The organism is Peristeroidobacter soli (assembly GCF_004138485.1).
Lineage (GTDB): Bacteria > Pseudomonadota > Gammaproteobacteria > Steroidobacterales > Steroidobacteraceae > Steroidobacter > Steroidobacter soli.
The window spans coordinates 430,359-453,763 of record NZ_RYEV01000005.1; the positions used below are offsets into that span (position 1 = coordinate 430,359).

Genomic DNA, 23,405 nt, shown 5'->3' on the forward strand with positions numbered 1-23,405 from the left:
CCACCCCAGTGACGAATACGCTGAAATCGGCCGTGGCCAGATTCTGGCCACGCAGTGGTGCTGCGAGCGTGCCAAACGGCAACGCCAGCGCGCCGCCTCCCTTCGAATGGGCCGGGCTGTTGCGCAGCCTCGCGCCGCTGGTGTTGCTGGCGACGGTCATCACCGCTGTGGTGCTGATGTTCGCTTGGCGCGATCAGTCTTCCTTCAAGCCTCTTTTCGGTGCACGCGAGAAAGTCGCGGCCGCGGATATGATGACCGTGCTCGATGGCGCCGGCATTCCATATCGCATTCATCCCGACACCGGTCAGGTGCTCGTGCCTGGCAATCGGCTCGGCGAAGTGCGCATGTTGCTCGCCTCCAAGGGCGTAGTCGCACAGCTGCCCGCGGGTCTCGAGCTCATGGATCGCAGCGATCCGCTCGGCGTCAGTCAGTTCGTGCAGGACGTGCGCTTCCGTCGCGGCCTCGAGGGCGAGCTCTCTCAGAGCATCATGACCATCGACGCCGTCGAGACGGCGCGTGTCCACATCGCAATCGCCAAGTCTTCGTCGTTCGTCGTCAACACCGCCGAGCCCAGCTCTGCATCGGTGGTGCTCGGCCTGAAGGCGGGCCGCAAGCTTTCCAATGAACAGATCGCCGCCATCGTGAAGATGGTGGCGAGCAGCGCCACCGGGCTGGATCCCGCCAACGTCACGCTGGTCGATCAGTCGGGCAACCTGCTGTCCTCGCGGGTGGATCTGGCGGAGGGGTTCGAGGCTCAGGTCAACGATGCCGCGGCTCACTATCGCGACGAAACTCTGCGTAGCGCGGAGAATCTGCTGGCGCCGGTCGTCGGCAACGACAACTTCAAGCTCAGCGTCACCGCCGATGTCGACAACGACAAGGTGCAGGAGACGCACGAGCAGTACGGCGACACGCCTAAAGTCACCAACGAATCGACGCGTGCCGAGAACGATACCGATCCGCTGGCGCTCGGCGTGCCGGGCTCGCTGAGCAATCGGCCGATCGATGTCGGCGCGAATGCTCAAGCGGGTCAGGAGAGCAGCAAGCAGCGTAACGCCGCGACCCGGCAGTTCGCCTATGACCGCAGCGTCACTCAGATTCAGCGTAGCAAGGGCCGCCTGAAGAAACTCAGCGTGGCGGTCGTCCTCAACGATGCCGCCGCGCCGACCGGCGGTGCCTGGAGCGAAGCGCAGCTCGCCAACATCGACAAGATTCTTCGCAGCGGTCTCGGCATCGATACCACTCGCGGCGACAGCCTGGTTGTCTCTTCGCTCGGCTTCCCGAAGCCGGCGCCGCCGCCGGTGTGGTGGCAGCAGCCTGAGCGCATGGTCGATATCGGAATGTATGTGGCGTACGCCCTGGCCGCACTGTTTGCCTATCTGTTCATCGCACGTCCGATGTTGCGAATGGCCAGGCAGCGCCTGGAATTGCCGGCGCCGACGGTGCAACAGATTGAAGCGACGCCGGTCCCGGCCGCTGCCCCCGCGGGCGCTGCAATCGCGGCGGCGGCGTTGCCGACGCCGAGTGCGAACAAGGGGCCGATCCCGGTCGGTCCGCTCCTGGAAGATTACGACCTGCCACCGCCGGGCTCGCCGGTCGATGTGATGGTCGATCACCTGCGTGCGCTGGCGGCCAAGGAGCCGGAGCGTGTCGCCGAAGTCGTGAAGCAGTGGGTACAGAAGAATGTCCGACGCGAGTAATGCTGTCGCTCAAGTGGCCGCCTCGCCGTTGGAGCAGGCCGCCATCGTATTGCTGAGCATGGGCGAGGAGCCGGCCGCGGCCGTGCTTCGTTGCCTGTCTCGCGACGAGCTGCTGGAAGTGACCCAGGTGATGTCGCGAATCAGCGGTATCAAAGTCGAAGCGGTGAAGAATTCGCTGCAACGGTTCTTCGATGAATACCGTCAGCAGAGCGGCGTGCACGGCGCGTCCCGCTCTTATCTGAAGCGTTCGCTGGATCTGGCGCTGGGCTCGGATATCGCCGACAGCGTGCTGAACAGCATTTACGGCGATGCCATTCGTCCGAAGCTGGCGCGTTTGCAGTGGGCCTCGCCGAAGTGGCTGGCCGAGCGCATCAGCCAGGAGCACGTGCGCATGCAGACCGTGTTCCTCGCATTCCTGCCGCCGGCACTCGCAGGTCAGGTCATCGGTGCGCTGCCCGCTGGCACTCGCGATCTGGTGCTGGTGAATCTGGCGCGCTTGAACGAAGTCGATCACGAGTTGCTGGTCGAGCTGGATGAACTGGTCGAGCGCTGCCTCGCGAGCCTGGGCTTGCAGAGCACCAGCGTGGAAGGTGTGCGTCAGGTGGCGGAGATCCTCAATCGTCTGCCGGACAACCGCGCCAAGATGGTCGAAGTGTTGCGCAGTCACGATGCCGAAGTGGTCGCCGAGATCGAACGCAGCATGTACGACTTCTTCATTCTGTCGCGCCAGAGCGAAGCGACCCTGTTGCGAATCATGGAAGACGTGCCGGTCGAACAATGGGCCATCGCGCTCAAGGGCGCCGAGCCCGCGGTTCGCGATTCCATCATCAGAGCCATGCCGCGTCGTCAGGCGCAGAGCTTCGAAGAAACCATGCGTCGCAGTGGGCCGGTGTCGCGCAGCCGCGTCGAGCAGGCCCGCGACGAAATCATGGCTCAGGTCAAAGCGCTGGCCGACGCCGGTGAAATCGAAGTGCAGCTGTTCGCCGAGGCGGTGCTGGAATGAGCCGCGTCTGGCGCTCGCACCGGTTCACTGCGCTGTCGCAGCTGGCGGACCCGAACGCCTGGGCCGGGCCGGGCGCGATGCCGTCGCAAGTTACATCGGCCATGCACGATGGTTATCAGCGCGGCATGGAGCGCGGCTATCGCGAAGGTCACGAGGCCGGCATGCGCACCGGCATGGACACAGGCCGTGCCGAGGGCCGGGAAGAGGGCAAACAGCAGGGTCACGAAGCCGGCAAGCAGGAAGCCCTGGTCCGCTTCGAACGACTCTCGGCGCCGGTCACCGAGATGCTCGAGGCGTTCAAGCACATGCAGGCCGACTATCAGACGGCCATGCGCAAGGAAGTGATCGAGCTGGTCGCGAAAGTCGCGCGCCAGGTCATTCGCAAAGAAATCCAGATGCAGCCCATGCAGTTGCTCGCGCTGGTCGACGAAGCGCTGTCGACGATGCCGCGGGTCGCCGCGGATGAGATCGCCGTTTATCTCAACCCGCAGGATCTGGAGCGCATCATCGAGCTCGATCCGGCGCAGGCGGAGCGTTGGAATCTGTGGGCCGACGACAAGCTCGAGCTCGGCGAGTGCCGCGTGAAGGCAGGGCATCGCGAAGCGGACGCGGGTTGCAGCCAGCGCCTGAGCGCCTGCATGGAACAGATCGAAGAGCGCCTGCTGCCGCACCCGGATGAGCAGGTGGCTGCATGATCGGTGCGGCGCTACGCGGCCTGGAGCTGGAGTCGGTGCCGATTGCGACACCGACCGGCCGCCTGGTCGGTGCGTCCGGACTGCTGCTGGAAAGCCGGGGCTGTCCGTTGAGCACCGGTCAGCGCTGCAGCGTCGAGACCGGCAACGGCGACTGGATCGACGCGCAGGTGGTCGGCTTTCGCGAAGATGTTTCTTATCTGATGCCCTTCAAGCGACCGGAAGGGCTCGCCACCGGCGCACGCGTGCTGCCGCAGACAGATCGCGATGTTCTGCGCATTGGCCCGTCGTGGCTGGGGCGTATCGTCAACGGCTTGGGAGAGCCGGTTGACGGTCGCGGTCGCCTGGGTGGCGAGCACGTGCTCGACATGCAGCCGCCGCGGGTCAACCCGCTCAAGAAGAAGCCAGTGAAGGACGCGCTCGATGTGGGCGTGCGCGCCATCAACGGCATTCTCACGCTCGGCAAAGGGCAACGCGTCGGTCTGATGGCCGGCAGCGGCGTCGGCAAGAGCGTGCTGCTCGGATTGATCACACGCCAGACCGTCGCTGATGTGGTCGTGGTGGGACTGATTGGCGAGCGCGGTCGCGAAGTGCGCGAGTTCATCGATCTGTCGCTCGGCGAAGCGGGCATGAAGCGCGCGATCGTCGTCGTTGCGCCGGCGGATGAGTCGCCGCTGATGCGACTGCGTGCCACTGAAATCTGTCACTCGATCGCCGCGCACTTTCGAGATCAAGGTAAAGACGTGCTCTTGCTGGTCGATTCATTGACCCGTTACGCAATGGCGCGCCGTGAAGTTGCACTGGCGCTTGGCGAACCCCCGGCGACACGTGGCTATCCGCCGTCAGTGTTCAGTTTATTGCCGCAGCTGGTCGAGACTGCTGGCAACGGCGAGCGCGAGGAGGGCAGCATGAGCGCCATCTACACCGTGCTTGCCGAAGGCGATGACCAACAGGATCCGGTCGTCGATACCGCGCGAGCCATTCTCGACGGTCACATCGTACTGACTCGTCAGCTCGCCGAGCGCGGCCATTATCCGGCCATCGATATCTCACAATCCGTCAGCCGCTGCATGTCGCTGGTCGCAGCCCAGCCGCATCAGCGCGCCGCGCGTGCGTTGCTCGCTATGGTTGCGAGGCACGCACAGGTTCGTGATTTGTTGCCGCTGGGTGCCTACGTGCCCGGCGCCGATCCGGCGACCGACAAAGCCGTCGAGCTGTATCCGAAGATCGAAGCCTTTTTGCATCAGGGTACGCGTGAAGCGGCGCCGCTGATCCAGACCATCTCGGCACTGGAAGGATTGATGGCATGAGCGAACGTCAGCGCCTGCACAGTCTGGGTCGCCTGGTCGATCTGCAGAGTCGCGAAGTGGATCGGCTCAGCGCCGATGTCGCCGAGAAGCGCGCGACCCGCGAACGTTTTCTACGCAATCTTTCCACCATCGAGCAGTTGGCCCACGGCAGCGGCCCGGTTGGCGGCTCGCCGGTGCTGGCCATGAATCGCGCGGGTTACAAACAGGCTATGTTAAGAATGGCGGCCACCCATCGGCTCGACTTGTCATTACACGAATCCGAGCTCGCATTGTCACAACGCGAGCTCGCCAGCGCGGCCCGCCGTCACGAAGCCCTGGGCCAGGTTCTGCAGCGTGAGCACTCGAATGTGCGTCACGTCACAAAGGTGAAGGAGCAGAAACATCAGGACGAGCTGGCGTCGCAGGTCTGGTGGCGCAACAAATAATCCTCCCGACGAAAATTTAATTTCCTCGCGGTTCCTGTCGCCTTTCCACGACTGAAGGAACCGCTTCCGAGGAAGACGCAAATGGCCACACTCGATCCAGTCACTACAGCTACGCAGCTGGCAACGGCGTACACCCAGGCGACGCAGACGCGGCTGACGACTCAGACGCAGACGGCGCAGAAGGAGTCGACCGCGCTGAACACGCTGAAGTCGGCGCTGAGCGCGTTCGATTCGACGCTGACCACGCTGTCCTTGAGCAAGGGCCTGAAGCAGTTCGCGGCGTCCTTCAACAACTCCGGCATCGCCACCGCGACCACGACGTCCAAGGCGCAGGCCGGCAGTTATCAGTTCCATGTGGAGCAGCTGGCCTCGGCGCATCAGGTCGTGTTCGAAGATCTGCCCGCTGTGCCGGTGGCGCTCGGCGGACCGATCACGGTCCAGCTGCAGGATGGCAGCTCGTTCAACGTGAACCTGGTGGCCGCGGATTCCGATTCAGACGGCACGATTTCCCAAGCGGAGATCGCGCGCGCCATCAACCAGGCCAACGGCAACTCAGGCAAGGTGGTGGCCTCGGTCGTCACCAGCGGCGGTCAATCGCAGCTGCTGTTGAGCTCGGGTCAGACCGGCGAGGGCGGCGAGATCACCATCAACGCGGGCAGCCTGCCTGCCGGCGCACTGCAGGATGCGTTCAACGCGCCGCGCGAGCTCACTGCCGCTCAGGATGCAGTGGTGTGGTTGGGCGGTCAGGGCGGTGTCCGCATGCAGCAGGCGTCGAACACCTTCAACAGCATCGAAGGCGTGAGCCTCACTTTCACTCGCGCCATGACCGCGAGCGAGTCGCCACTGACCTTGACGGTCAGCGACGATGCATCCGGCACGGCCAGCAATGTCGAGAGCTTCGTCAAAGCGTACAACACGCTGCGCACCGCGCTCGACACGCTCACCAAAGCAGGCGGCGAAAATACCACGGGCGGCGTGTTCGCTTCCGATGCCGGCATTCGCGCGCTGGGCAACAAGCTCAACAGCCTGCTGCGCACTGAATATGACGGCATCAGCCTGACGGAGCTGGGCGTGAAGGCCGATCGCAACGGTCAGTTGTCGCTCGACAAGACGCGCCTGGAAAAAGCGCTGCTGGCCGATCCGGCCGCGCTCGACAAGGTGTTCGGCAAGGCCAGTGTGTCCGCGCCCACCGGCTTGCTGGGCGGCATGGCCAAGTACCTGGATCAATGGACCACCAGCGGCAGCGGCCAGATCGCCACTCGCCAGAACAGCATCCAGATCCAGCAAAAGAATCTTACGGCGCGTCAGACGCGTCTCGATGCCCAGTACAACAGCGTCTATCAGCGCTATCTGCAGCAGTTCACGCAACTGGCGACGCTGCAGGAGCGGATGGCGCAGACGTCGGGCCTGTTCGCGCAGGTCAGCACCGGCTGATAAATCCCGCGCGATCTCCAAGGAGCAAACAAACCCGTGAATCAAGAAGCCTACCGCAATTATCACAGCGTCAACCTGGGTGCGCAGGTCGCGCATGCCTCGCCAGTGAAGCTGGTGCTGTTGTTGACCGATGGCCTGCTCGAAGAGCTGGTGCGCGCCCGTGCGCACATCGAAGCGCGTCGCTACGAGCTGAAGGCCAAGAGCCTCGATCGTTGCGTCGACATGTTGAACGGCCTGTCGAGCGCGCTGGATATCGAGAAGGGCGGTGAGGTGTCCGAGAATCTGAGCCGGCTCTACGACTATTGCGCCGAGCGTCTGTATCGGGCCGGTGTGAATCTGGATCCGGCGCTGATCGATGAAGTCTCCGGCCTGCTGACGACTTTGCGTCGCGGCTGGCAGGGTATGCAGCAGCGCCTGGGTTGATGTCATGGAGCGATACGCACAACTCATGAGCATTGCCCGCAACCTGCTGAGCGCATCTCAGCGCGGCGACTGGACGCTGCTCGAGAGCGTCGATCGTCAGCTCGCCGAGCTGTTGACCCGCCGTACCGAGTGGGGGCAGTGGTCGCAGCAGGAAATGATGGCGCTCGCCACCGTGCAGCGGGCTCACGAACAGGCGCGTGAACGTTGCATCTCCGAAACGCAGGCCGTGCGCGCGCGACTCGATCAGATGCACGATCACAAAACGGGTTTTCTGGCTTACGCGATGAATGGCGAAGTCGCCGAGGAGCGGGTATGACCGCGATCTCTTTTGGCGCCGCGCTTCTCAGCACCGATGCTCCGGTCGCCGGCGCACAGCCCGGATTGCCGCTATTGCCGGTCGGTCAGACACCCGCGCTGTCGACGCCGACGGCGCAGGCGACGCCGCTTCGCTTTGGCGAACAGTTGCGTCAGTCGTTGGGCGTCGAAACGCTTGCGACGTTGAATCTCACGCCGCGGATGGTGGATCAGCCGAAGTTCGATGACGCACAGATCGAGCAGGGTGAGGAAGGAGCGGAAGACACCGCGACGAACGACGTGCTGCCCGCATTTCCGAACCTGATTACATTTACGCAGCCGATCGCGGTGCCGCTCGAATACGCGCAGCGCTCGAACACGTTCTCTCAGCAGCAGTCGACGCCGCAGAATCTGCCGTCGATCGCAGCGGTGTCGCAGCCGACTCAGTCGATCGCTCCGCGCGAGCAGACCCTGTTGAATGTGTTGGCCGCAGTTCCGGAAACATCGGCGCTCGGCGCGATGACCATCAACGCGGCGGCGCTGTCGTTGCCGTCGAAGGGCAATCCGGCGGCGTTGCTGTCGGAGAATCAGCCGACATTGCCTGTCACCCAGCTCGCGTCGCTGACCAATGCTGGCCTGGCACAGGCGCTGGTCGAAGGATTCAATCAGCAGCCCGGCGTGCTGGCGCCGGTGTCGACGCAGTCCGCTCAGCCTCTGAACACGCAGCGCTCGGCGCTCGAAGTCGCGCTGGGCGACAGGTTGCAGCTGCAGATCACTCAGCGCAGCGAGCACGCGGTCATTCGTCTCGATCCGCCTTCCATGGGCACGATCGAGATCGTGATTCAGCGTGAAGCCGGCAACCTCCAGGTCCATCTGCGCGCCAGCAATGCCGAGGTCGCGCGTCAGTTGCAAGTGATCGGCGACTCGTTGCGTCAGGACTTGATTCATCGTCAAAGCGGCGATGTGTCCGTGCACGTTTCCGACAGCTCGCGCGAACAGCAGAGCGCCGGCCAGCAGGGCCAGCGTCAGAATCAGGCACAGCGCGAAGCCCCGGGCCGCGCGCTGTCGGAGTCGAATGAAGAGTCGGCCAAGTCGTTCACGCTCGCGGTGGATGAGGAGCGTGGCGCATGAGTTTAGGAAAGATCGCAGCCGCGCTCGTGGGAGTGACGGTCCTAGCTGTCGGCATCGGTGCCGGCGCGACCTGGTGGTTCATGAAAGGTAGCTCGGCCATCTCCTCGGCCGAAGCGGCGCCCGCGCCAAAGCAAGAGCCGGTCGATGACCGCGTCTATAAATATGTGAGCCTGGAAAAGGTCATCGTGATGCTGCGTGGTGTGGAAGGCGAGCCCGCCCCTCACTACCTCGCGCTCGACCTGGTGTTCAAGACGCCCGAGGAAGATGAGCGCAACACACGCGAACAGTTGCCGTTGCTGCGCAGCCTCGCGGTCAAGGAGCTGTCGACGCTGACGATGGATCGCGCCGGCAAGATGACGGTGGAAGAGCTGACCGCCATCATGGACAAGGCGTTCGCGGATCGTTACGTGAAGGACCGGGCCGATCGTCCGTTCACCGATGTGATGATCGGCAAGCTCATCGTCGAATGACCCGTTGAATACGAGCATGCAAGCTGGATACGCAGTAACGGATGAGTTCGTCGCGGCGCCCCTGAGCGCGGCCGACGAACAGCGTCTGCTCGTGACGTTCGCGCCGCTCGTGAAACGGGTGGTCAAGCAGCTCGAGCTGCAGACCGGCGGCGGTATCGATCGCGAGGACTTGCAGCAGATCGGCTTGATGGGATTGCTGGATGCGGTTCGGCGCTACGGCACTCCCGACGAAAAGTTCCCTGCGTACGCGTCGGTGCGTGTGCGAGGCGCGATTCTGGATGAGCTGCGCCGGCAGGACTGGCGTCCGCGAACGGTGCGTCAGGAGACTCATCGGGTGCGCGATGGCGTGCGTGAGCTGGCGAAAAAGCTGGGCCGCGAGCCGACGCCCGCCGAGATTCAGCAGGCGCTGGGCCTGACGGTCGAGCAGTATCAGGAACATCAGCTGGCGCAGAGCGCCGAGCAGTTGGCCAACTTCGACGAGCTGTTACAGCAGCTCACCGAGCAGTCGGGCGACCGGCGTCATTCGCCGGAGTCGCATCTCCTGCTCCAACGCAGCATCGAGCAGGCGCTGCGTCGTTTGAACGATCGGGAACAGCGCGTCGTGCAGCTGTACTACGAGTTCGACCTGAGCTTGAAAGAGATTGCCCGCGTGTTGGACCTGACCGAGGCGAGGGTGTGCCAGATCAACAAGCTGGCGCTGAAGAAGTTACGGGAGCTGCTGCAGTAGCAGCGAGGATAGATCGATGCAGTCGCTCATTGGCATAGCCACCATTCTGCTGTGTGTGTTCGGCGGCTTCGCGCTGCACGGTGGCGAGATGGGAGTCATCTGGCAGCCGGTCGAGCTGGTCATCATCATCGGCGCCGGCGTGGGCACGATCATTCTCGGAAATCCCCGTCACGTGCTCACAGAAATGTGGTTGCAGGTGAAGGAAGTGCTGGGCCGTCGCAAGGACGGTCAGGAATTCCAGCGCCAGCTGCTGTTGCTGATGTATGAACTGTTGCAGACGGCCGCCGGCGGTCTGAAGGCGCTCGATGCGCACGTCGAGGCGCCGCACGAGAGCGAGCTGTTCAAACGGTATCCGATGGTCCTGCACGAGCCCAAGCTGCTGCACTTCATCGTCGACAACTTCCGTTTGATGGCCATGGGCAAGATCAGCGCGCACGAGCTCGAGGGCGTGCTCGATCAGGAGATCGACGCGATCTACGAAGAGATGGCGCAGCCGGCGCGTTCGTTGAGCAAAGTCGGCGACGCCATGCCGGGCTTCGGCATTCTGGCCGCGGTGCTCGGCATCGTGATGGCGATGAAGTCGGTGGCCAGTGGCGCGGATACGGGTGAAGTGGCGGTTGCCGTGGCGGCCGCGATGGTCGGCACCTTCATCGGCATCTTCATGTGTTACGGCGTGCTCGATCCGATCTCCAATCGCATGCGCCAGCTGGTGGACGATGAGCGCCAGGCGCTCGATTCGGTGAAGGTCGTACTCGTCACGCACGTGGCCGGCAAGCCGCCGCTGCTCGCCATCGACGCGGGCCGCCGCCTGGTGCAGTTGAATACCAAGCCGAGCTTTGCGCGCCTGGAAGGCTGGATCGACAAGCTGAACAATCCGGAAGCAGGCGCGGAAGAGCCGGCTACGCCGCGGCGTCGTAAGGGAGACTTGCGTGCTCAACAAGCAGCTTGATAAAGGCCAGCAGGCCATCGTCAAGCGTGTTTCTCGCCGTCATAGCGAGGATGGGCACGGTGGCGCGGCATGGAAAGTCGCGTTCGCGGATTTCTGTCTCGCGCTGCTGGCGTTGTTCCTGGTCATGTGGCTGATGGCTTCGCGTCAGCAGGAACATCTGCAGGACCTGTTGAAAGCGGCGGGCGGCAGTCTGATCGACGAGGGGCGCGGCAAGGTATCCATGTCGATGGGCGGTCCGCGCGGCAGTCTGATCGATCGCAATCCCTTGCCGAGCGATGGCGACACGCTCTCCAAGCGCGCGGTGAACACGGGTGAGCGCGATCCCGCCGGTCCGGGCGAGGGCATGCGTCTGTCGAAGGCTCACTATGAGTCGCATGCCGACATGATCGAGCTGTCGCAGGTGCTGGCGGCGATCGGTGCGGAAGTCGGCCTGTCGAGCAACGTCCGCACGATCATCACATCGTACGGTCTGCGCGTGCTGATGCACGACACGGACAGGACGGGCATGTTCCAACGCGGCAGCTCCGCGCCGAACGAACGTTTCCGTCTGTTGCTGAAGAAGCTGGGCCCGCTGTTCAAGCAGATCGACAATCAGATGCTGATCGTCGGTCACACCGATTCGGTGCAGTACGCGGATCAGAGCTACACCGCGTTCTCGAATTGGACGTTGTCGAGCGAGCGCGCGATGACGGCCCGCAGTTATCTGCTCGCGGGCGGCATGCCGTCGAAGAGCGTACTGCAGGTGGTCGGTCAGGCGGACACCGCACCGATCAATCCTGACGACACAGCGGCGTCTGAAAACCGCCGCATCGAACTCGTCATCCTCACTCGCGGTCAGGCGCAAGCCATCGCGCAGATGTATGGCGCGCCGAAGGAAACCCGGCCGCTGCTGGATGACGATGTGAGCACCAGTTTGCCCGATAGCGTCGCTCTGGAAGAGCTGCGCGGCCAGCTGCATAACGAAGGATTGTGAGTCATGCGTACCAAGTCTCGAGGATCCAATATGAAGGTCGTTCCGGGCGCCGCCGCCACGCCGGTTGCGGGAATTGCGCCTGCCGTCGCCGAACTTCGCACCCCCGCGACCGCCGCGCCGGGTGCCGCGTCGAAGTTACAGTCGAGCGTGCTGCAGCCCGCGATGGCCGCGATGAGTGAGATGCCCGACATCGATCATGCAAAGGTCGCGGCGTTGAAGACGGCGCTGGAGCGCGGCGAGCTGCCGTTCAATCCCGCCAAACTCGCAGCGTTGATCGAGCGTTATCACCGGAGCGGCAGATGACAGTGCGTGAGGCGCTCGGCCGTCTGATCAAAGGCGTGCACGCCGATCTCGGCGACTATCGCACGCTGCGTGAGTTGCTGGATGTGCAGTTCGACGCTGCGCTCAAGCATCGTTCCGCCGTGATCACAGACATCGCCGATCGCATCACCGCGCTGACCACTCAGATGGAGAAGCGCCGCGCCGAACGTTTCGCGCTCGCCAAGGTGCTGGTCGGCAAGCAGCAGGGAGCTGTGACGATCTCTGCGGTTGCCGCGCGATTGCCGGCGAATGCGCGTCCGGCGTTCGATGAGTGGTGGCAGACGCTCGAGAAGCTGGTGCAGGAGTGCAAGCGACTCAACCAGCGCAATTGCGATCTGCTGATGAATCAGCACCAGATCCTGCAGCGGGTGCTGCAGGCGGACGGCGGTGGGACGTATGCGCCAGCCTGAGTGCTATCGAGTCGTTCCGGAAGGGATTTCGAGCGGCTCGACAGCATCGGGCCCGATGACGCGTGCTCTTATCACGGTGCCGTTGGCGGAGTTCTTGACCGAGATGACTTCGCCGCGCCGGCCATTCTGCAAGGCCTCTGCGGCTACGTGCACTTCGACGCCTGCGTTGCGCGCGACGATGGTGACTTTGCCGTTGCGTTTCACCAGCACGCTCTCGTTCAACCAGCGTCGATCGACTAACTGTCCTGCTCGCATCGCGCGCCGGCTGGTTTTGCCCGCGACTTCATCGATGTTGCTGACAGCGCCGGGTGTCGCGGTCACATCGCGACGTTCCAGTTTCAACGCCGACGCATCGATGGGCGTGCCGGCTTTCAGATCTTCCGCCAGCACGACGACGTCGGCAGCAATGGTTGCTCGCACGACGACCTCTCGCTTCTCGCCATTACATATCACCGAGAAGCGCATGCGTGACGGTTGTCGGACGTCAATTGTTTCTATGTTCGAATCGTTGGCACACCCACCGAGATTCCCTGTAGTCAATTTGAGCTTAAGTTGTGGCTGCGCCCAGCCGATGGATTCGGCGTATCGATTCAGGTGGTCTCGCGCCGCGCGTTCGACGGAGCTTTCGACAGCGCTCGCGGACCACGCACTGGAAGCGAGCAGCGGCAGCAACAAGAGCGACGTGTAGCAGGACGCGAATTTTTTCATAGCAAACATCATGGCCATCAACTTCGACAAAGCTCTGGGCATTCATGCCGACGCCCTGCGGTTGCGCGCCGAGCGCACCAAAGTCCTGGCGTCGAATCTCGCGAACGAGAGCACGCCGGGCTATCAGGCTCGCGACATCGACTTCGCCGCCAGCCTGGCTCGCGCCACCGCGGCGAGCGAAGAGGGCGGCCTGGTGCTCGACACCGGTGCAGCCGAGACGATGTATCGCGTGCCCAACCACCCATCGGCCGACGGCAATACCGTCGAGCTGGGCGTCGAGCAGGCCGCATTCTCGCAGAATGCCTCCGACTTCCAAACCTCCCTGACCTTCATCGGCATGAAGCTGCGTGGGCTGGCCAAGGCCATCGAAGGATAAACCATGTCATTTCGTGATATCGCCAACATCGCGGGCTCCGCGATGAATGCACAGAGTGTGCGGCTCAATACCATCGCCAGCAACCTGGCCAATGCGGATACCGCCGCGAGTTCGGAGGCCGAAGCGTATCGCGCCCGCAAGCCGGTGTTCGCCGCCGTGTTCGAGCGGAACGCAACCGACGAGGCCATGGCGGGAGCGAAGGTCCAGGTGCTCGATGTCGTGCAGAGCACCGAGCCGGTGCGCGAGTCGTACGAGCCGGAGAATCCGCTCGCCAACGCCGAAGGCGTGGTGTTCTATCCCAATGTAAATTCCGTCGCCGAGATGACCGACATGATGTCGGCCTCGCGCGCGTTCGAAACCAACGTCGAAGTGCTCAGCCGCCTCAAGTCGATGCAGACGGCGCTGTTGCGACTGGGTGAGGAGTAATCATGACCGCAGCTACCAACGGAGTGAATTCCGGCAGCAATGTCGGCAGCTCGTCCAACTCGATCACCGGCAACGGCGACATGTCGCAGCTGTTCACCAAGCTGCTGATCGCCCAGATCAAGAATCAGAACCCGCTCGAGCCCACCGATCCGAGCCAGTTCGTGAGTCAGCTGACCCAGCTGTCGCAGGTCGAGTCCATGCAGCAGATGGTCGCGCAGACCAATGCCAGCGCCTCGATGCTGGAGAGCATGCAGGTGATGGCGCTCGGTGCGCAGGTCGGCGCGAACGTGACGGCAGTGTCCGATCGCGTCGTGGTCGGCGACACGGCGATTCCGGGCCGCTTTACCCTCGAATCCGCCAGCTCGTCGACTACGGTGGTGCTGGAAGACTCCACTGGTCAGCAGCGCCGAATTGAACTCGGCACGCACAAGCCCGGCGAAGTCGATTTCCAGATCGATCCCCAAGCGCTGGGCCTCGTGCCCGGCACGTATTCGATGCGCGTGGAGACCACGAGCAAGGAAACGCCTGCCATCGAACTGCAGGGCACCTTGCAGAGCGTGCGTATCTCCGCGACCGAAGGCGCCGTGCTCCAGGTCAGCACCCTGGGCAGCATCAGTGCCAGCGCCATCACGGCCTTCAACGGCCGGCCTCAATAAGTCTACTTTCCAGGAGCGCCCATGAGCTTCAACATTGCACTGTCCGGCATCAACGCGATCAACACCGAGCTGGACGCGATCAGCAACAACATTGCCAACGCTGGCACGTATGGTTTCAAGTCGAGCCGCGCCAACTTCGCCGCGATGTATGCGGGCTCGCAGGCGATGGGTACGGAGGCGTCGTCGCTGACTCAGAGCATCGATGTCGGCGGCGGCGTGCTCACGACCGGTCGCAGCCTCGACGCGTCGTTGCAAGGCCGCGGCTTCTTCGTCACGCGCGACACGTCGGGCGCCGAAGTTTATACGCGCGTCGGCATCTTCTCGGTCGACAAGGACGGCTATCTCTCTGACAGCTTCGGCCGTCGCGTGCAGGGCTATGCCGCGCTCGCCGGCAGCAACGCGCTGGGTGCGTTTGGCGATCTGCGAGTCCCGACGGGGCAGATTCCTGCGCAGGCCAGCACCACGCTGAACTACGTCGGCAACCTGTCCGCCGACTGGACCACGCCGACGGTGGTGCCGTTCGATGCCACCGATCCGCAGTCGTTCAACGGCTCGATGGTGTCGGTTGCGTATGACTCGCTCGGCGTTCAGCACAGCGTGACTCAATATTTCGTGAAGACCGGCACCAACCAGGTGACGGTTCACTACACCACCGACGGCGTCGCTGTGCCGACGACGACGGTGCTCGATTTCAACACCAGCGGTCAGCTCACTGCTCCGGCGGGTGCCGTGGCGCTCGCGCTGGGTACGCCGGTTGGCGCGGCTCCGCTATTGCTCAACGTGAGCTACGCAGGCACGACGCAGTCGGCGGGTGAGGCGACGACTACCACCAACGCCACCAACGGCTACCCCGCCGGCACTTACCTCGGCCTGCAGCTCGCTGAAGACGGCGGCGTGATGGCTCAGTACAGCAACGGTGAGAAGCAGCGCATCGGCACGCTCGCCGTCGCGACCTTCCCGGCGGAAGGCGCGCTGATTCAGGTCAGCGATACGGCCTGGACGACTTCGAGCGCTTCGGGCATGCCGCTGTATTCCACACCGGGCGTGGGCATGGCAGGCGGTTTGACGCCGGGCACGCTGGAGCAGTCGAACGTCGACATGACTTCGCAGCTGGTGCAGCTGATGAATTCACAGCGCAATTATCAGGCGAACTCCAAAGTCATCGCGGCTCAGAACGAGATGATGCAGTCGCTGATGCAGGCGATCTGATGGACGCGTTGATCTTCACACTGATGAGCGGTGCCGAGCGCGGCATGCGCGCTCAGCAGATTCACGCCAACAATCTCGCCAATCTCGAGACCGGCGGCTTTCGCGCCGACCTGGAGCTGGCGACCAGCAAGGCCGTGAACACCGGCTACGGCTACGACGCCCGGCACATGAGTCAGCTGCAAGCGAACTCGGTGGCTTCGCGCGAAGGCGTGTTGCGTCAGACCGGTCAGGATCTGGATGTCGCGATCTCCGGCCAGGGCTACTTCGCCGTGCAGTTCGGCGAGGGCGAGGCGTATACGCGCGCGGGTCACTTCGTCGTCGATCAGGATGGCCAGCTGACGCTCGATGGTCGTGCGGTCCTGGGCGATGGCGGGCCGATCGTGCTGCCGCAGTTCACGCGCGTCGAGATTGCGAGCGACGGCGTGATTTCGATTCAGTCGCCGGGCACGACGGAAATGCAGCAGGTCGATCGTCTGCGTCTGGTGAAGCCCGATGCGGCTGAAGTGACCAAGAATCCCGCCGGTTTGATCGTCGCGCGCAACGGTCAGCCATTCGCGGCCGATGAAACCGTCGCTGTGCGCAGCGGCCATCTCGAAGGCAGCAACGTGTCCGCCATCGAGGAAATGATCGCCGTCATGAATCTCACTCGCGAGTTCGAGATTCAAATGAAGCTGTACCGCGCGGCGGACGGCATGGCCGAGACCGGCAATCGCCTGGTCGGCACATGATGAAACAGCGACTCGGACACATCCCTGTACCTGGGGTAGCAATAGTTGAGTTGGTTTGGGAGCTCTCATGAATCCGGCAATGTGGATCAGCAAGACGGGCGTGCAGGCGCAGGACGCCAAGCTGCAGGCCATCGCGAACAATCTCGCCAACGTGAATACGGTGGGCTTCAAGCGCGATCGCGCGGTGTTCGCGGATTTGTTCTATCAGGTCGAGCGTCCCCCGGGCGCGCGCAACGACGACAACACCGTGTCGCCGTCGGGCGTGCAGCTGGGTAACGGTACGCGACTGGTCGGCACGCAGAAGGTGTTCACCACCGGCAATCTGCAGACCACCGGTCAGACCTATGACGTGGCGATCGAAGGCCAGGGTTTCTTCCAGGTCGAGCAGGCGAACGGCGAGTTCGCGTACACGCGCTCGGGCGCGCTGACCGTCAACGACCAGGGCCGCCTGGTCACGGCGACCGGCATGCCACTCGCGCCAGAGGTGACCGTACCGGCGAATGCCAGCAACGTCGTCATCGGTCAGGACGGCCAGGTGTCCGCGAACGTGCCGGGCCAGACCGAGCCGGTGCAGGTCGGTCAGATCACGCTGGTCAATTTCATGAATCCCGCGGGCCTGCTGGCGCTCGGCGACAACCTGTATCAGGAGACGGTCGCGAGCGGCACGCCCACCGAGGGCACGCCGGGCCAGGATGCGCTGGGCAAGCTCAAGCAGGGCGCGCTCGAGGGTTCGAACGTGCAGGTCGTCGAAGAGATGGTCGACATGATCGCCGCTCAGCGCACCTACGAAATGAACACCAAGGTGCTGACCTCGGCCGACAACATGCTCCAGTACCTGGCGGCGGCTGTCCGGTAATGATCATGAACGTTCGCACGATGTTTACAGTCCTCGGAGCGGCACTGCTGCTATCGGGCTGCTCGATAGTGTCTCGGGTGCAGCCGAAGCAGGAGGAGCCGCCGGTTCCTCAGTTCACCGCTGTGCCGAAGGGCACTTCGGGCGGCGTGTTTACGACGGAGCGGCCGTGGGCATTGGTGGCGGACGTGCGTGCGTTCCGTCCGGGCGACGTGCTGACGGTGGTGTTGCAGGAAACGACGCAGGCTCGCAAGAGCGCCGACACCAACATCAACAAGAGCAGCAGCGTCGACATTCCAAATTTCACGATCGGTCACAGCACCATCGACGCGAACACCAGCATCTCGGCCGACCGCTCGTTCCAGGGCGGTGCGACCAGCACTCAGCAGAATGCCTTGCAGGGCGCGCTGACCGTCATCGTGCAGGAAGTGCTGCCGAACGGGCTGTTGCGCGTTCACGGCGAGAAGAGTCTGAACTTGAACCAGGGTGAAGAATTCCTGCGCGTCGCCGGTTACGTGCGCGCCGAGGACATCGACGCCGAGAACCGTATTTCGTCACAACGCGTGGCAAACGCACGCATTGCCTATTCAGGTCGGGGCAGTCTGGCCGATTCCAATCGGGCGGGCTGGCTGACGCGCTTCTTCAACAGCCCGTGGATGCCGTTCTAAGGACTTGGGATCAATGTTGATGTCACGAATTCTTCGCACGTTGGCGCTGGCGCTGCTGATCAGCGCGTCGAGTGCCAATGCGACGGCCAAGGCGCCGCTGGCGCCGACCAAGCCGTTGCGTTCGCTGGTCAGCATCGAAGGCGTGCGTGAGAACCAGTTGCTGGGGTATGGCCTGGTGGTCGGCTTGCAGGGCACGGGCGACGGTACGCAGGTGAAGTTCGCCGGCCAGTCCGTGGCCAACATGCTCAAGCAGTTCGGTGTGAAGCTCCCCGAAGGCACCGATCCCCGACTGCGCAACGTCGCGACCGTCATGGTCAGCGCCGTGTTTCCGCCGGGCTATCGTCGCGGCCAGAAGATCGACATCACCGTTTCCTCGATGGGCGACGCCAAGAGCTTGCGTGGCGGCCTCTTGCTACTCACGCCGCTGCGTGCCGCGGATTCGGAAGTCTACGCGCTCGCTCAAGGCAACCTCGTCGTCGGCGGTCTGTCGGCGCAAGGGCAGAGTGGTTCGAGCGTCACCGTGAATTCTCCGACCTCCGGTCGCGTGCCGAACGGCGGAACCATCGAGCGAGAGATCGAGACCGACTTCGACACGCGTCCGACCGTGCTGCTGAGTCTGAAGCTGCCGAGCTTCCAGACCGCGACCAATATCGTTCAGGCCATCAACAAACGTTACGGTTCGGTCGCCACGACGCGTAATGCCACGAGCGTGGAAGTCATGGCCCCGATGGATCCGACGCAGCGCGTTGCGTTCGTCGCTGGCCTGGAATCGTTGCCGGTCGATGTCGGCGCGCAGCTGCCCAAAGTCGTTTTCAATTCGCGCACCGGTACGGTGGTGATCTCCGAAGGCGTGCGAGTGCGTTCCGCCGCGATCTCCCACGGCGGTCTGAAAGTCATCATCAGCGAGAACCCGCAGGTGAGTCAGCCGAATCCGCTGAGCCAGGGGCAGACCGTCGTGACGCCACAGTCCGACGTGTCGGTCACGCAGGATGAGGGTCGCATGTTCCAGTGGCCGGAAGGCGTGAGCCTCCAGGCCATCATCGATACGGTCAACAGCACGGGTGCGACGCCGGACGACCTGATGGCGATTCTGCAGGCGCTGGATCAAGTGGGCGCGATCGAAGGCGAGCTGACGGTGATCTGAGCCATGAACGTCAACGCCATTTCATCGCCGGCCACGACATCGTCCGATGAAGACATCATCTATCGCGCCAAGGTACAGCAGGCGGCGGAGAAGTTCGAAAGCTTCTTCATTTCGCAGATGCTGCGTCAGATGCGCAGCGCGACCAAAGAGATCGCCGGCGAAGACAGTATCTACGGCAAGAATACCAACAGCGACATGCTCGATTACGCGGACACGTCGGTCGCCGATGTGATGTCCAGGCAGCGCGCGTTCGGCATCGCCGACGTGATCGTGCGTCAGCTGCTGCCGAAGACCTAAAAGGGGACAGATTTATTTTCTTCGGCATGGCCGCGGGTCTATGCCAGGCTGCTGAAAATAAATCTGTGCCCTTTTAAGTTTTGGGTGGTGCGGGTCGCTTTCCATTCCAGCAATGAGCATCATCTATAACGCATTGTCGGGAGCGCTGGCTGCGCAGGCGGGCCTGGCCGCCACCAGTCAGAACGTGGCCAACGTCATGACGCCGGGCTATACGCGCCAGGGCGTGCTGCTGGCGTCGGTGGCGCCTCGGCAGACGGGCGTGCTGAGCGCCGGCAGCGGCGTGGCCGTGCCGGCACTGATCCGCTTCAGCGACAGCTACAAGAGCCTGCAGATGTGGAGCGCCGCCTCCGATCTGGGCCAGCGCACGACGGCGCAGCCGTATCTCACGCAGCTCGAGCAGGTGATGGGCGATGAGGCGTCCGGCATCAACAATGGACTCGATGCGTTCTTCGGCGCGCTCAACGCTGCGAGCGTCGATCCCACCTCGACCCCGTTGCGTCAACAGATCATTACCTCCGCCGACGCCCTCGCGCAGCGTTTCAACAGCCTCACGCAAGTGCTGTCGAATCAGCGCCAGGCGATCGTGCAGCAGCGGAACACCACGATCACTCAGATCAACGGCCTGTCGAAAGACATCGCCGAGTTGAACAAGGAGATCGCGGCCACTCAGGGCACCGGAGTGAATCCGTCGGCGCTTCTCGATGCGCGCGACAAGAAGATCGACGAACTCGCCGGGCTGGTAGCCTTGCAGGTGGTCGATCAGGCCGACGGCACCCGTAGCATCTCGTTGCGCGGCGGCCAGCCGCTGGTCGTCGGTGGACGCTCCGCGACCATGAGCGCGACCACCAATCCGGACGGCTCGCAAACTCTGCAGGTTGCCTTCGCTTCGGAATCGTTTGTTCTGCCGAAAACCGGTCTGGGCGGCGAGCTCGGCGGCCTGGAAGACTACGAGACCAAGACGCTGATGCCGATGATCGAGTCGATCGGCGACATGGCCGAGCAGTTGGCGGATGCCGTCAACACGCAGCTGGCCGCGGGCTTCGCGCCGGACGGCACGCCGGGTGTCCCATTGTTTACCTACGATGCGACGACCGCCGCCGGCATGCTTCGCGTCACTCCGGGCATTCAGGGCAGCCAACTCGCATTCTCATCGTCGGCCACCGCCGGCGGTAACAGCGACAACCTGCTTGCGTTGATCGGTGTGCGTTCCTCCCCGATTACGCTGCCGGGCATCGGTTCGGTGACGCTGTCCGACGCATCGACGCAGCTGGTCGCGAAGCTGGGCATGGACAGTCAGCAGAACCAGGCCGCCATGGACACCGCGCAGACCGTACGTAACCAGGCGGAGGAGAGCTGGAAGTCGACCAGCGGCGTGAACACCGACGAAGAGGCCATCAATCTGATGCAGTACCAGCAGATGTATCAGGCGAACATGAAAGTGATCGCGGTCGCGAACGAGCTGTTCGACAACACGCTCGCCATGTTGGGTTGATATTGAGGCCACGCCCATGATGCGCATCTCGAGCACGCAGTATCACACCACGATGAACACGGCCTTGCAGAAGGCGTCCTTCCGTCTGGAGGACATTCTGCAGAAGATGGCCAGCGGCGAGAAATACTCGCTGCCTTCCGAGCATCCCGTGACCACGGTGCGCCTGTCGCGCCTGTACCGTGAAGAGGCGGCGCTCGATCAATACCGCGACAACATCGGCGCTCTGCAAAGTCGCCTGACGCAGAACGAGGTTTATCTCACCAGCATGTCGAACGACATGTTGAGCGCGCGCGACTTGCTCGTGTGGGCCGGCGACGGCGCCAATACGCCGGAAGACGTGGCCGCGATGGCGGGATCGTTGCAGCCGCTGCTCGACAGCATGTTCTACGTGGCGAACAGTGCCGACGCGGAAGGTCGTTACATTTTCTCGGGCACGGCGGTCGACACGGCTACCATCACTTACGATCCGGCCGCGCCGGTCGGCTCTCGTTATACGTTTACGGGCAACACCGAATCGCAGCGAGTGGCGGTCGGTCCCGGCGTGACGCAGCCTTCCAACGTCACGTTGCCGGAAATCGCGGGCATGCTCAATCAGATGGAGCAGGTGCTCACGACGTTGCAGACGCCGGGCGCCAATGTGAACGATCCGGCCGTGCGTGCCGACATCAACTCGGCGATGGCTTCCCTCGACGATGTGATCGAGAGCATCAGCGGCCGCATCGCGGGCCTGGGCGGCGCGCAGAATATTCTTGCGACGCTGGAGACCAGTCACGCCAACGTCAGTCTGGCGAACCAGCAGGCGGCGTTGACGTTGGGGCAGCTCGACTACAGCGACGCGGCGGTGAAATTGAACGGTTATACGACGGCAGTGCAGGCGACGCAGAAGGCGTATGCGCAGGTGAGCAAGCTGTCGTTGTTCGACGCGATCTAGTTGCTTGTCCATGCAACTTTCAGTCGTCGATTCAGGCCGTCAGGTTACTGCGCGGGGCGCTGTTGAAAGCGTCTCGCTCACTCGTACCGAATTGCCCGCGCCGGTCGGCAAAGTCGAGCCGGTGGCTCGGACCACGCTGCGCCCCGGGCTGAAGTCATACGACGGTCAGCTGAATCGTCAGGTCTCGGGCGCGCAGCAGGCGTTGCAGTTCCTGTCCGAAGCCGATGCCCGGCTGCGTGTACTCCGCAAGGAGATGAACAGCGGCGATGCGGCTGCTGCCATCGAGAAATTCAATCAGTTCTGGCAGCAGCGCGCCTCGGCGAGCGCAGGCACGCTGGACGGCAATCTGAAGTTCAACTCGGACGCGAAAGCGAAACAGGAATTCTCCGTCCGCGGCTTGAGTTTCGAAACATTACGCAACGGCGATACCGAAACGCTGAGCTTTGCCGTCGGCAAGTGGTCGCGCCAGGCGAGCTCCATCACGGTCGATCCGACGCAGTCCGAAACTGCAATGGTCACCGCGCTGGATCGAGCATTGACTCCGATGGGCGTGCGCGCGACGCGCGATGCCAGGGGCGAGCTGGCGTTCAGCGTCTCGGAAAAGGATTGGCCGCAGATTCGCGACTCGCTGGCCATTCGCGGCGGCGGTCGGCGCTTTCCGACCGGTCAGTTCAATCACGTTCGTACCGTCGTGGCGGAGCAGGCGATTCAGCCGTCGCACTGGAACGCGGCCGATCCTCGCCAGGCGTTACAGGATATTTCTCAGGCTCAGCTGCTGATTCGCAAGTCGTATGGCGACGTTCGCGGGGTCCTGGAAGAGGCCGCTCAAAGCATCGATGGTGGCTCGGTCGCCGATGCACGCGGCGCCTATTGGCAGGACTTCGCGGCTGGATTCGCCGACACGCTGGAACGCGCCGACGGCGAGGCGGTCAGCACGACGGTCCGGACAGTTGCCGGCATTTCCAAGCGTACAGTTTCGTCGCTGCTGGCCGCTCCGCCGGCCTGACCTTTGCTAACATCGATGGCGTGGACTATCGATTGCGACCGGCGACCCTCGCCGACGAACCCATCCTGCGTGACCTGATCGCGCGCTCCATTCGTGAGCTCGGCGCGGACGACTACACGCCGGCACAAATCGAAGCCGCGCTGCTCGGCGCCTTCGGCGTCGACACGGCGCTGATCCGTGATCAAACCTATTTCGTCATCGAATCCGAGGCTGGCGAGATCGTCGGCTGCGGCGGTTGGAGTAAACGCAAGACGCTGTTCGGCAGCGACACGCGTGAGAGCCGGGATGATTCGTATCTGGATCCCGCCGTCGACGCAGCCCGCGTTCGTGCGTTCTTCATCGATTCGCGCCATGCCCGTCGCGGGCTGGGGCGCATGCTGCTGGATCGCTGCGAAACGGAAGCTGCACATGCCGGCTTCACCGAGTTTGCATTGATGGCCACGTTGCCTGGCAAGCGCTTGTATGAAGTCTGTGGCTATGTCGGCGACCAGCCGCTCGAACACCCGTTGCCGGGCGGGTTGAGCATCACGTTCGTGCCCATGACCAAGCGCAGGTAGTTCACCGCCCTCCGGTTACCCCGTGCCAGGCGGCACTTGAACCGCCGCCCAAGCCTGACTACAGTCGCCGCGCCACGACCGACAAATAACAA

The 23,405-nt window shown here is 63.3% G+C and carries 29 protein-coding genes; 28 read left to right on the forward strand and 1 reads right to left on the reverse strand.

What is annotated here, in order from left to right; translation table 11 throughout:
• Positions 1 to 32: 32 nt before the first annotated feature.
• From fliF to flgN, 15 genes are all read left to right on the forward strand, one after another.
• Positions 33 to 1,700: a flagellar basal-body MS-ring/collar protein FliF gene (fliF, locus tag EKO19_RS23415; RefSeq protein WP_217705537.1), complete on the forward strand. Its 1,668-nt coding sequence runs from the start codon at positions 33 to 35 to the stop codon at positions 1,698 to 1,700.
• Complete coding sequence (locus EKO19_RS23420) at positions 1,684 to 2,703, forward strand: flagellar motor switch protein FliG (RefSeq protein WP_129779096.1); 1,020 nt, start codon at positions 1,684 to 1,686, stop codon at positions 2,701 to 2,703. The genes fliF and EKO19_RS23420 overlap by 17 nt, the downstream gene beginning before the upstream one ends.
• Positions 2,700 to 3,398: a flagellar assembly protein FliH gene (fliH, locus tag EKO19_RS23425; RefSeq protein ID WP_129779098.1), complete on the forward strand. Its 699-nt coding sequence runs from the start codon at positions 2,700 to 2,702 to the stop codon at positions 3,396 to 3,398. The genes EKO19_RS23420 and fliH overlap by 4 nt, the downstream gene beginning before the upstream one ends.
• Positions 3,395 to 4,705: a flagellar protein export ATPase FliI gene (gene fliI / locus EKO19_RS23430; RefSeq protein WP_129779100.1), complete on the forward strand. Its 1,311-nt coding sequence runs from the start codon at positions 3,395 to 3,397 to the stop codon at positions 4,703 to 4,705. Before fliH ends, fliI begins: the two co-directional genes overlap by 4 nt.
• Entirely contained in the window at positions 4,702 to 5,130 is a 429-nt protein-coding gene (locus tag EKO19_RS23435; protein WP_129779102.1) for a flagellar FliJ family protein, read from the forward strand. Before fliI ends, EKO19_RS23435 begins: the two co-directional genes overlap by 4 nt.
• Positions 5,131 to 5,211: 81 nt before the next feature.
• Complete coding sequence (gene fliD, locus EKO19_RS23440; protein ID WP_129779104.1) at positions 5,212 to 6,564, forward strand: flagellar filament capping protein FliD; 1,353 nt, start codon at positions 5,212 to 5,214, stop codon at positions 6,562 to 6,564.
• 36 nt (positions 6,565 to 6,600) lie between these two features.
• Positions 6,601 to 6,987, forward strand: a complete 387-nt coding sequence (fliS, locus tag EKO19_RS23445; RefSeq protein ID WP_129779106.1) for a flagellar export chaperone FliS — start codon at positions 6,601 to 6,603, stop codon at positions 6,985 to 6,987.
• Positions 6,988 to 7,012: 25 nt separating this feature from the next.
• On the forward strand, positions 7,013 to 7,303 hold the full coding sequence (locus EKO19_RS23450) for a hypothetical protein (protein ID WP_129779108.1): 291 nt from the start codon (positions 7,013 to 7,015) through the stop codon (positions 7,301 to 7,303).
• The gene (locus EKO19_RS23455) at positions 7,300 to 8,412 is read left to right on the forward strand and encodes a flagellar hook-length control protein FliK (protein WP_129779110.1); all 1,113 of its coding nucleotides are present in this window, start codon (positions 7,300 to 7,302) and stop codon (positions 8,410 to 8,412) included. Before EKO19_RS23450 ends, EKO19_RS23455 begins: the two co-directional genes overlap by 4 nt.
• Positions 8,409 to 8,882 (forward strand): flagellar basal body-associated FliL family protein, encoded by a 474-nt coding sequence (locus EKO19_RS23460; RefSeq protein ID WP_129779112.1) that lies wholly within the window; start codon positions 8,409 to 8,411, stop codon positions 8,880 to 8,882. The genes EKO19_RS23455 and EKO19_RS23460 overlap by 4 nt, the downstream gene beginning before the upstream one ends.
• A gap of 16 nt (positions 8,883 to 8,898) precedes the next feature.
• Positions 8,899 to 9,609 (forward strand): FliA/WhiG family RNA polymerase sigma factor, encoded by a 711-nt coding sequence (locus EKO19_RS23465; protein ID WP_129779114.1) that lies wholly within the window; start codon positions 8,899 to 8,901, stop codon positions 9,607 to 9,609.
• Positions 9,610 to 9,625: 16 nt separating this feature from the next.
• Positions 9,626 to 10,558, forward strand: coding sequence for a flagellar motor stator protein MotA (gene motA / locus EKO19_RS23470; protein ID WP_129779116.1), 933 nt, complete (start codon positions 9,626 to 9,628; stop codon positions 10,556 to 10,558).
• Entirely contained in the window at positions 10,539 to 11,531 is a 993-nt protein-coding gene (locus EKO19_RS23475; protein ID WP_129779118.1) for a flagellar motor protein MotB, read from the forward strand. The genes motA and EKO19_RS23475 overlap by 20 nt, the downstream gene beginning before the upstream one ends.
• A 30-nt stretch (positions 11,532 to 11,561) precedes the next feature.
• Positions 11,562 to 11,834, forward strand: a complete 273-nt coding sequence (locus EKO19_RS23480; protein WP_129780234.1) for a flagellar biosynthesis anti-sigma factor FlgM — start codon at positions 11,562 to 11,564, stop codon at positions 11,832 to 11,834.
• Positions 11,831 to 12,262, forward strand: a complete 432-nt coding sequence (gene flgN, locus EKO19_RS23485) for a flagellar export chaperone FlgN (RefSeq protein ID WP_129779120.1) — start codon at positions 11,831 to 11,833, stop codon at positions 12,260 to 12,262. Before EKO19_RS23480 ends, flgN begins: the two co-directional genes overlap by 4 nt.
• Before the next feature lie 3 nt (positions 12,263 to 12,265).
• Here the strand turns inward: flgN and flgA are convergent, their stop codons facing one another.
• Positions 12,266 to 12,682, reverse strand: a complete 417-nt coding sequence (gene flgA / locus EKO19_RS38385; RefSeq protein WP_157995407.1) for a flagellar basal body P-ring formation chaperone FlgA — start codon at positions 12,680 to 12,682, stop codon at positions 12,266 to 12,268.
• A gap of 298 nt (positions 12,683 to 12,980) precedes the next feature.
• Between flgA and flgB the strand changes: the two genes are divergently transcribed.
• The 13 genes from flgB to EKO19_RS23555 all read left to right on the forward strand — a co-directional run bounded on the left by flgB (position 12,981) and on the right by EKO19_RS23555 (position 23,313).
• Entirely contained in the window at positions 12,981 to 13,346 is a 366-nt protein-coding gene (gene flgB, locus EKO19_RS23495) for a flagellar basal body rod protein FlgB (RefSeq protein ID WP_129779124.1), read from the forward strand.
• 3 nt (positions 13,347 to 13,349) lie between these two features.
• A complete protein-coding gene (gene flgC / locus EKO19_RS23500; RefSeq protein ID WP_129779126.1) occupies positions 13,350 to 13,772 on the forward strand; it encodes a flagellar basal body rod protein FlgC in 423 nt (140 codons plus the stop codon).
• A gap of 2 nt (positions 13,773 to 13,774) precedes the next feature.
• On the forward strand, positions 13,775 to 14,428 hold the full coding sequence (locus EKO19_RS23505) for a flagellar hook capping FlgD N-terminal domain-containing protein (RefSeq protein WP_129779128.1): 654 nt from the start codon (positions 13,775 to 13,777) through the stop codon (positions 14,426 to 14,428).
• 21 nt (positions 14,429 to 14,449) lie between these two features.
• Positions 14,450 to 15,637 carry a flagellar hook protein FlgE gene (locus EKO19_RS23510; protein ID WP_129779130.1) on the forward strand — a complete coding sequence of 396 codons (1,188 nt, stop codon included), beginning with the start codon at positions 14,450 to 14,452 and terminating at the stop codon, positions 15,635 to 15,637.
• A complete protein-coding gene (locus tag EKO19_RS23515; protein WP_129779132.1) occupies positions 15,637 to 16,365 on the forward strand; it encodes a flagellar basal body rod protein FlgF in 729 nt (242 codons plus the stop codon). The genes EKO19_RS23510 and EKO19_RS23515 overlap by 1 nt, the downstream gene beginning before the upstream one ends.
• A 67-nt stretch (positions 16,366 to 16,432) precedes the next feature.
• Positions 16,433 to 17,221: a flagellar basal-body rod protein FlgG gene (gene flgG / locus EKO19_RS23520; RefSeq protein WP_175597163.1), complete on the forward strand. Its 789-nt coding sequence runs from the start codon at positions 16,433 to 16,435 to the stop codon at positions 17,219 to 17,221.
• 5 nt (positions 17,222 to 17,226) lie between these two features.
• Positions 17,227 to 17,886 carry a flagellar basal body L-ring protein FlgH gene (flgH, locus tag EKO19_RS23525; protein WP_217705538.1) on the forward strand — a complete coding sequence of 220 codons (660 nt, stop codon included), beginning with the start codon at positions 17,227 to 17,229 and terminating at the stop codon, positions 17,884 to 17,886.
• 19 nt (positions 17,887 to 17,905) lie between these two features.
• On the forward strand, positions 17,906 to 19,030 hold the full coding sequence (locus tag EKO19_RS23530; protein ID WP_217705539.1) for a flagellar basal body P-ring protein FlgI: 1,125 nt from the start codon (positions 17,906 to 17,908) through the stop codon (positions 19,028 to 19,030).
• Between the two features lie 3 nt (positions 19,031 to 19,033).
• Positions 19,034 to 19,327 (forward strand): rod-binding protein, encoded by a 294-nt coding sequence (locus EKO19_RS23535; RefSeq protein WP_129779136.1) that lies wholly within the window; start codon positions 19,034 to 19,036, stop codon positions 19,325 to 19,327.
• A 112-nt stretch (positions 19,328 to 19,439) separates the two neighbouring features.
• Positions 19,440 to 20,819, forward strand: a complete 1,380-nt coding sequence (flgK, locus tag EKO19_RS23540; RefSeq protein WP_129779138.1) for a flagellar hook-associated protein FlgK — start codon at positions 19,440 to 19,442, stop codon at positions 20,817 to 20,819.
• A 16-nt stretch (positions 20,820 to 20,835) separates the two neighbouring features.
• The gene (gene flgL, locus EKO19_RS23545) at positions 20,836 to 21,750 is read left to right on the forward strand and encodes a flagellar hook-associated protein FlgL (RefSeq protein WP_217705540.1); all 915 of its coding nucleotides are present in this window, start codon (positions 20,836 to 20,838) and stop codon (positions 21,748 to 21,750) included.
• Positions 21,751 to 21,760: 10 nt separating this feature from the next.
• On the forward strand, positions 21,761 to 22,756 hold the full coding sequence (locus EKO19_RS23550; RefSeq protein WP_129779140.1) for a hypothetical protein: 996 nt from the start codon (positions 21,761 to 21,763) through the stop codon (positions 22,754 to 22,756).
• Positions 22,757 to 22,776: 20 nt separating this feature from the next.
• Complete coding sequence (locus EKO19_RS23555; protein ID WP_129779142.1) at positions 22,777 to 23,313, forward strand: GNAT family N-acetyltransferase; 537 nt, start codon at positions 22,777 to 22,779, stop codon at positions 23,311 to 23,313.
• Positions 23,314 to 23,405: the final 92 nt, after the last annotated feature.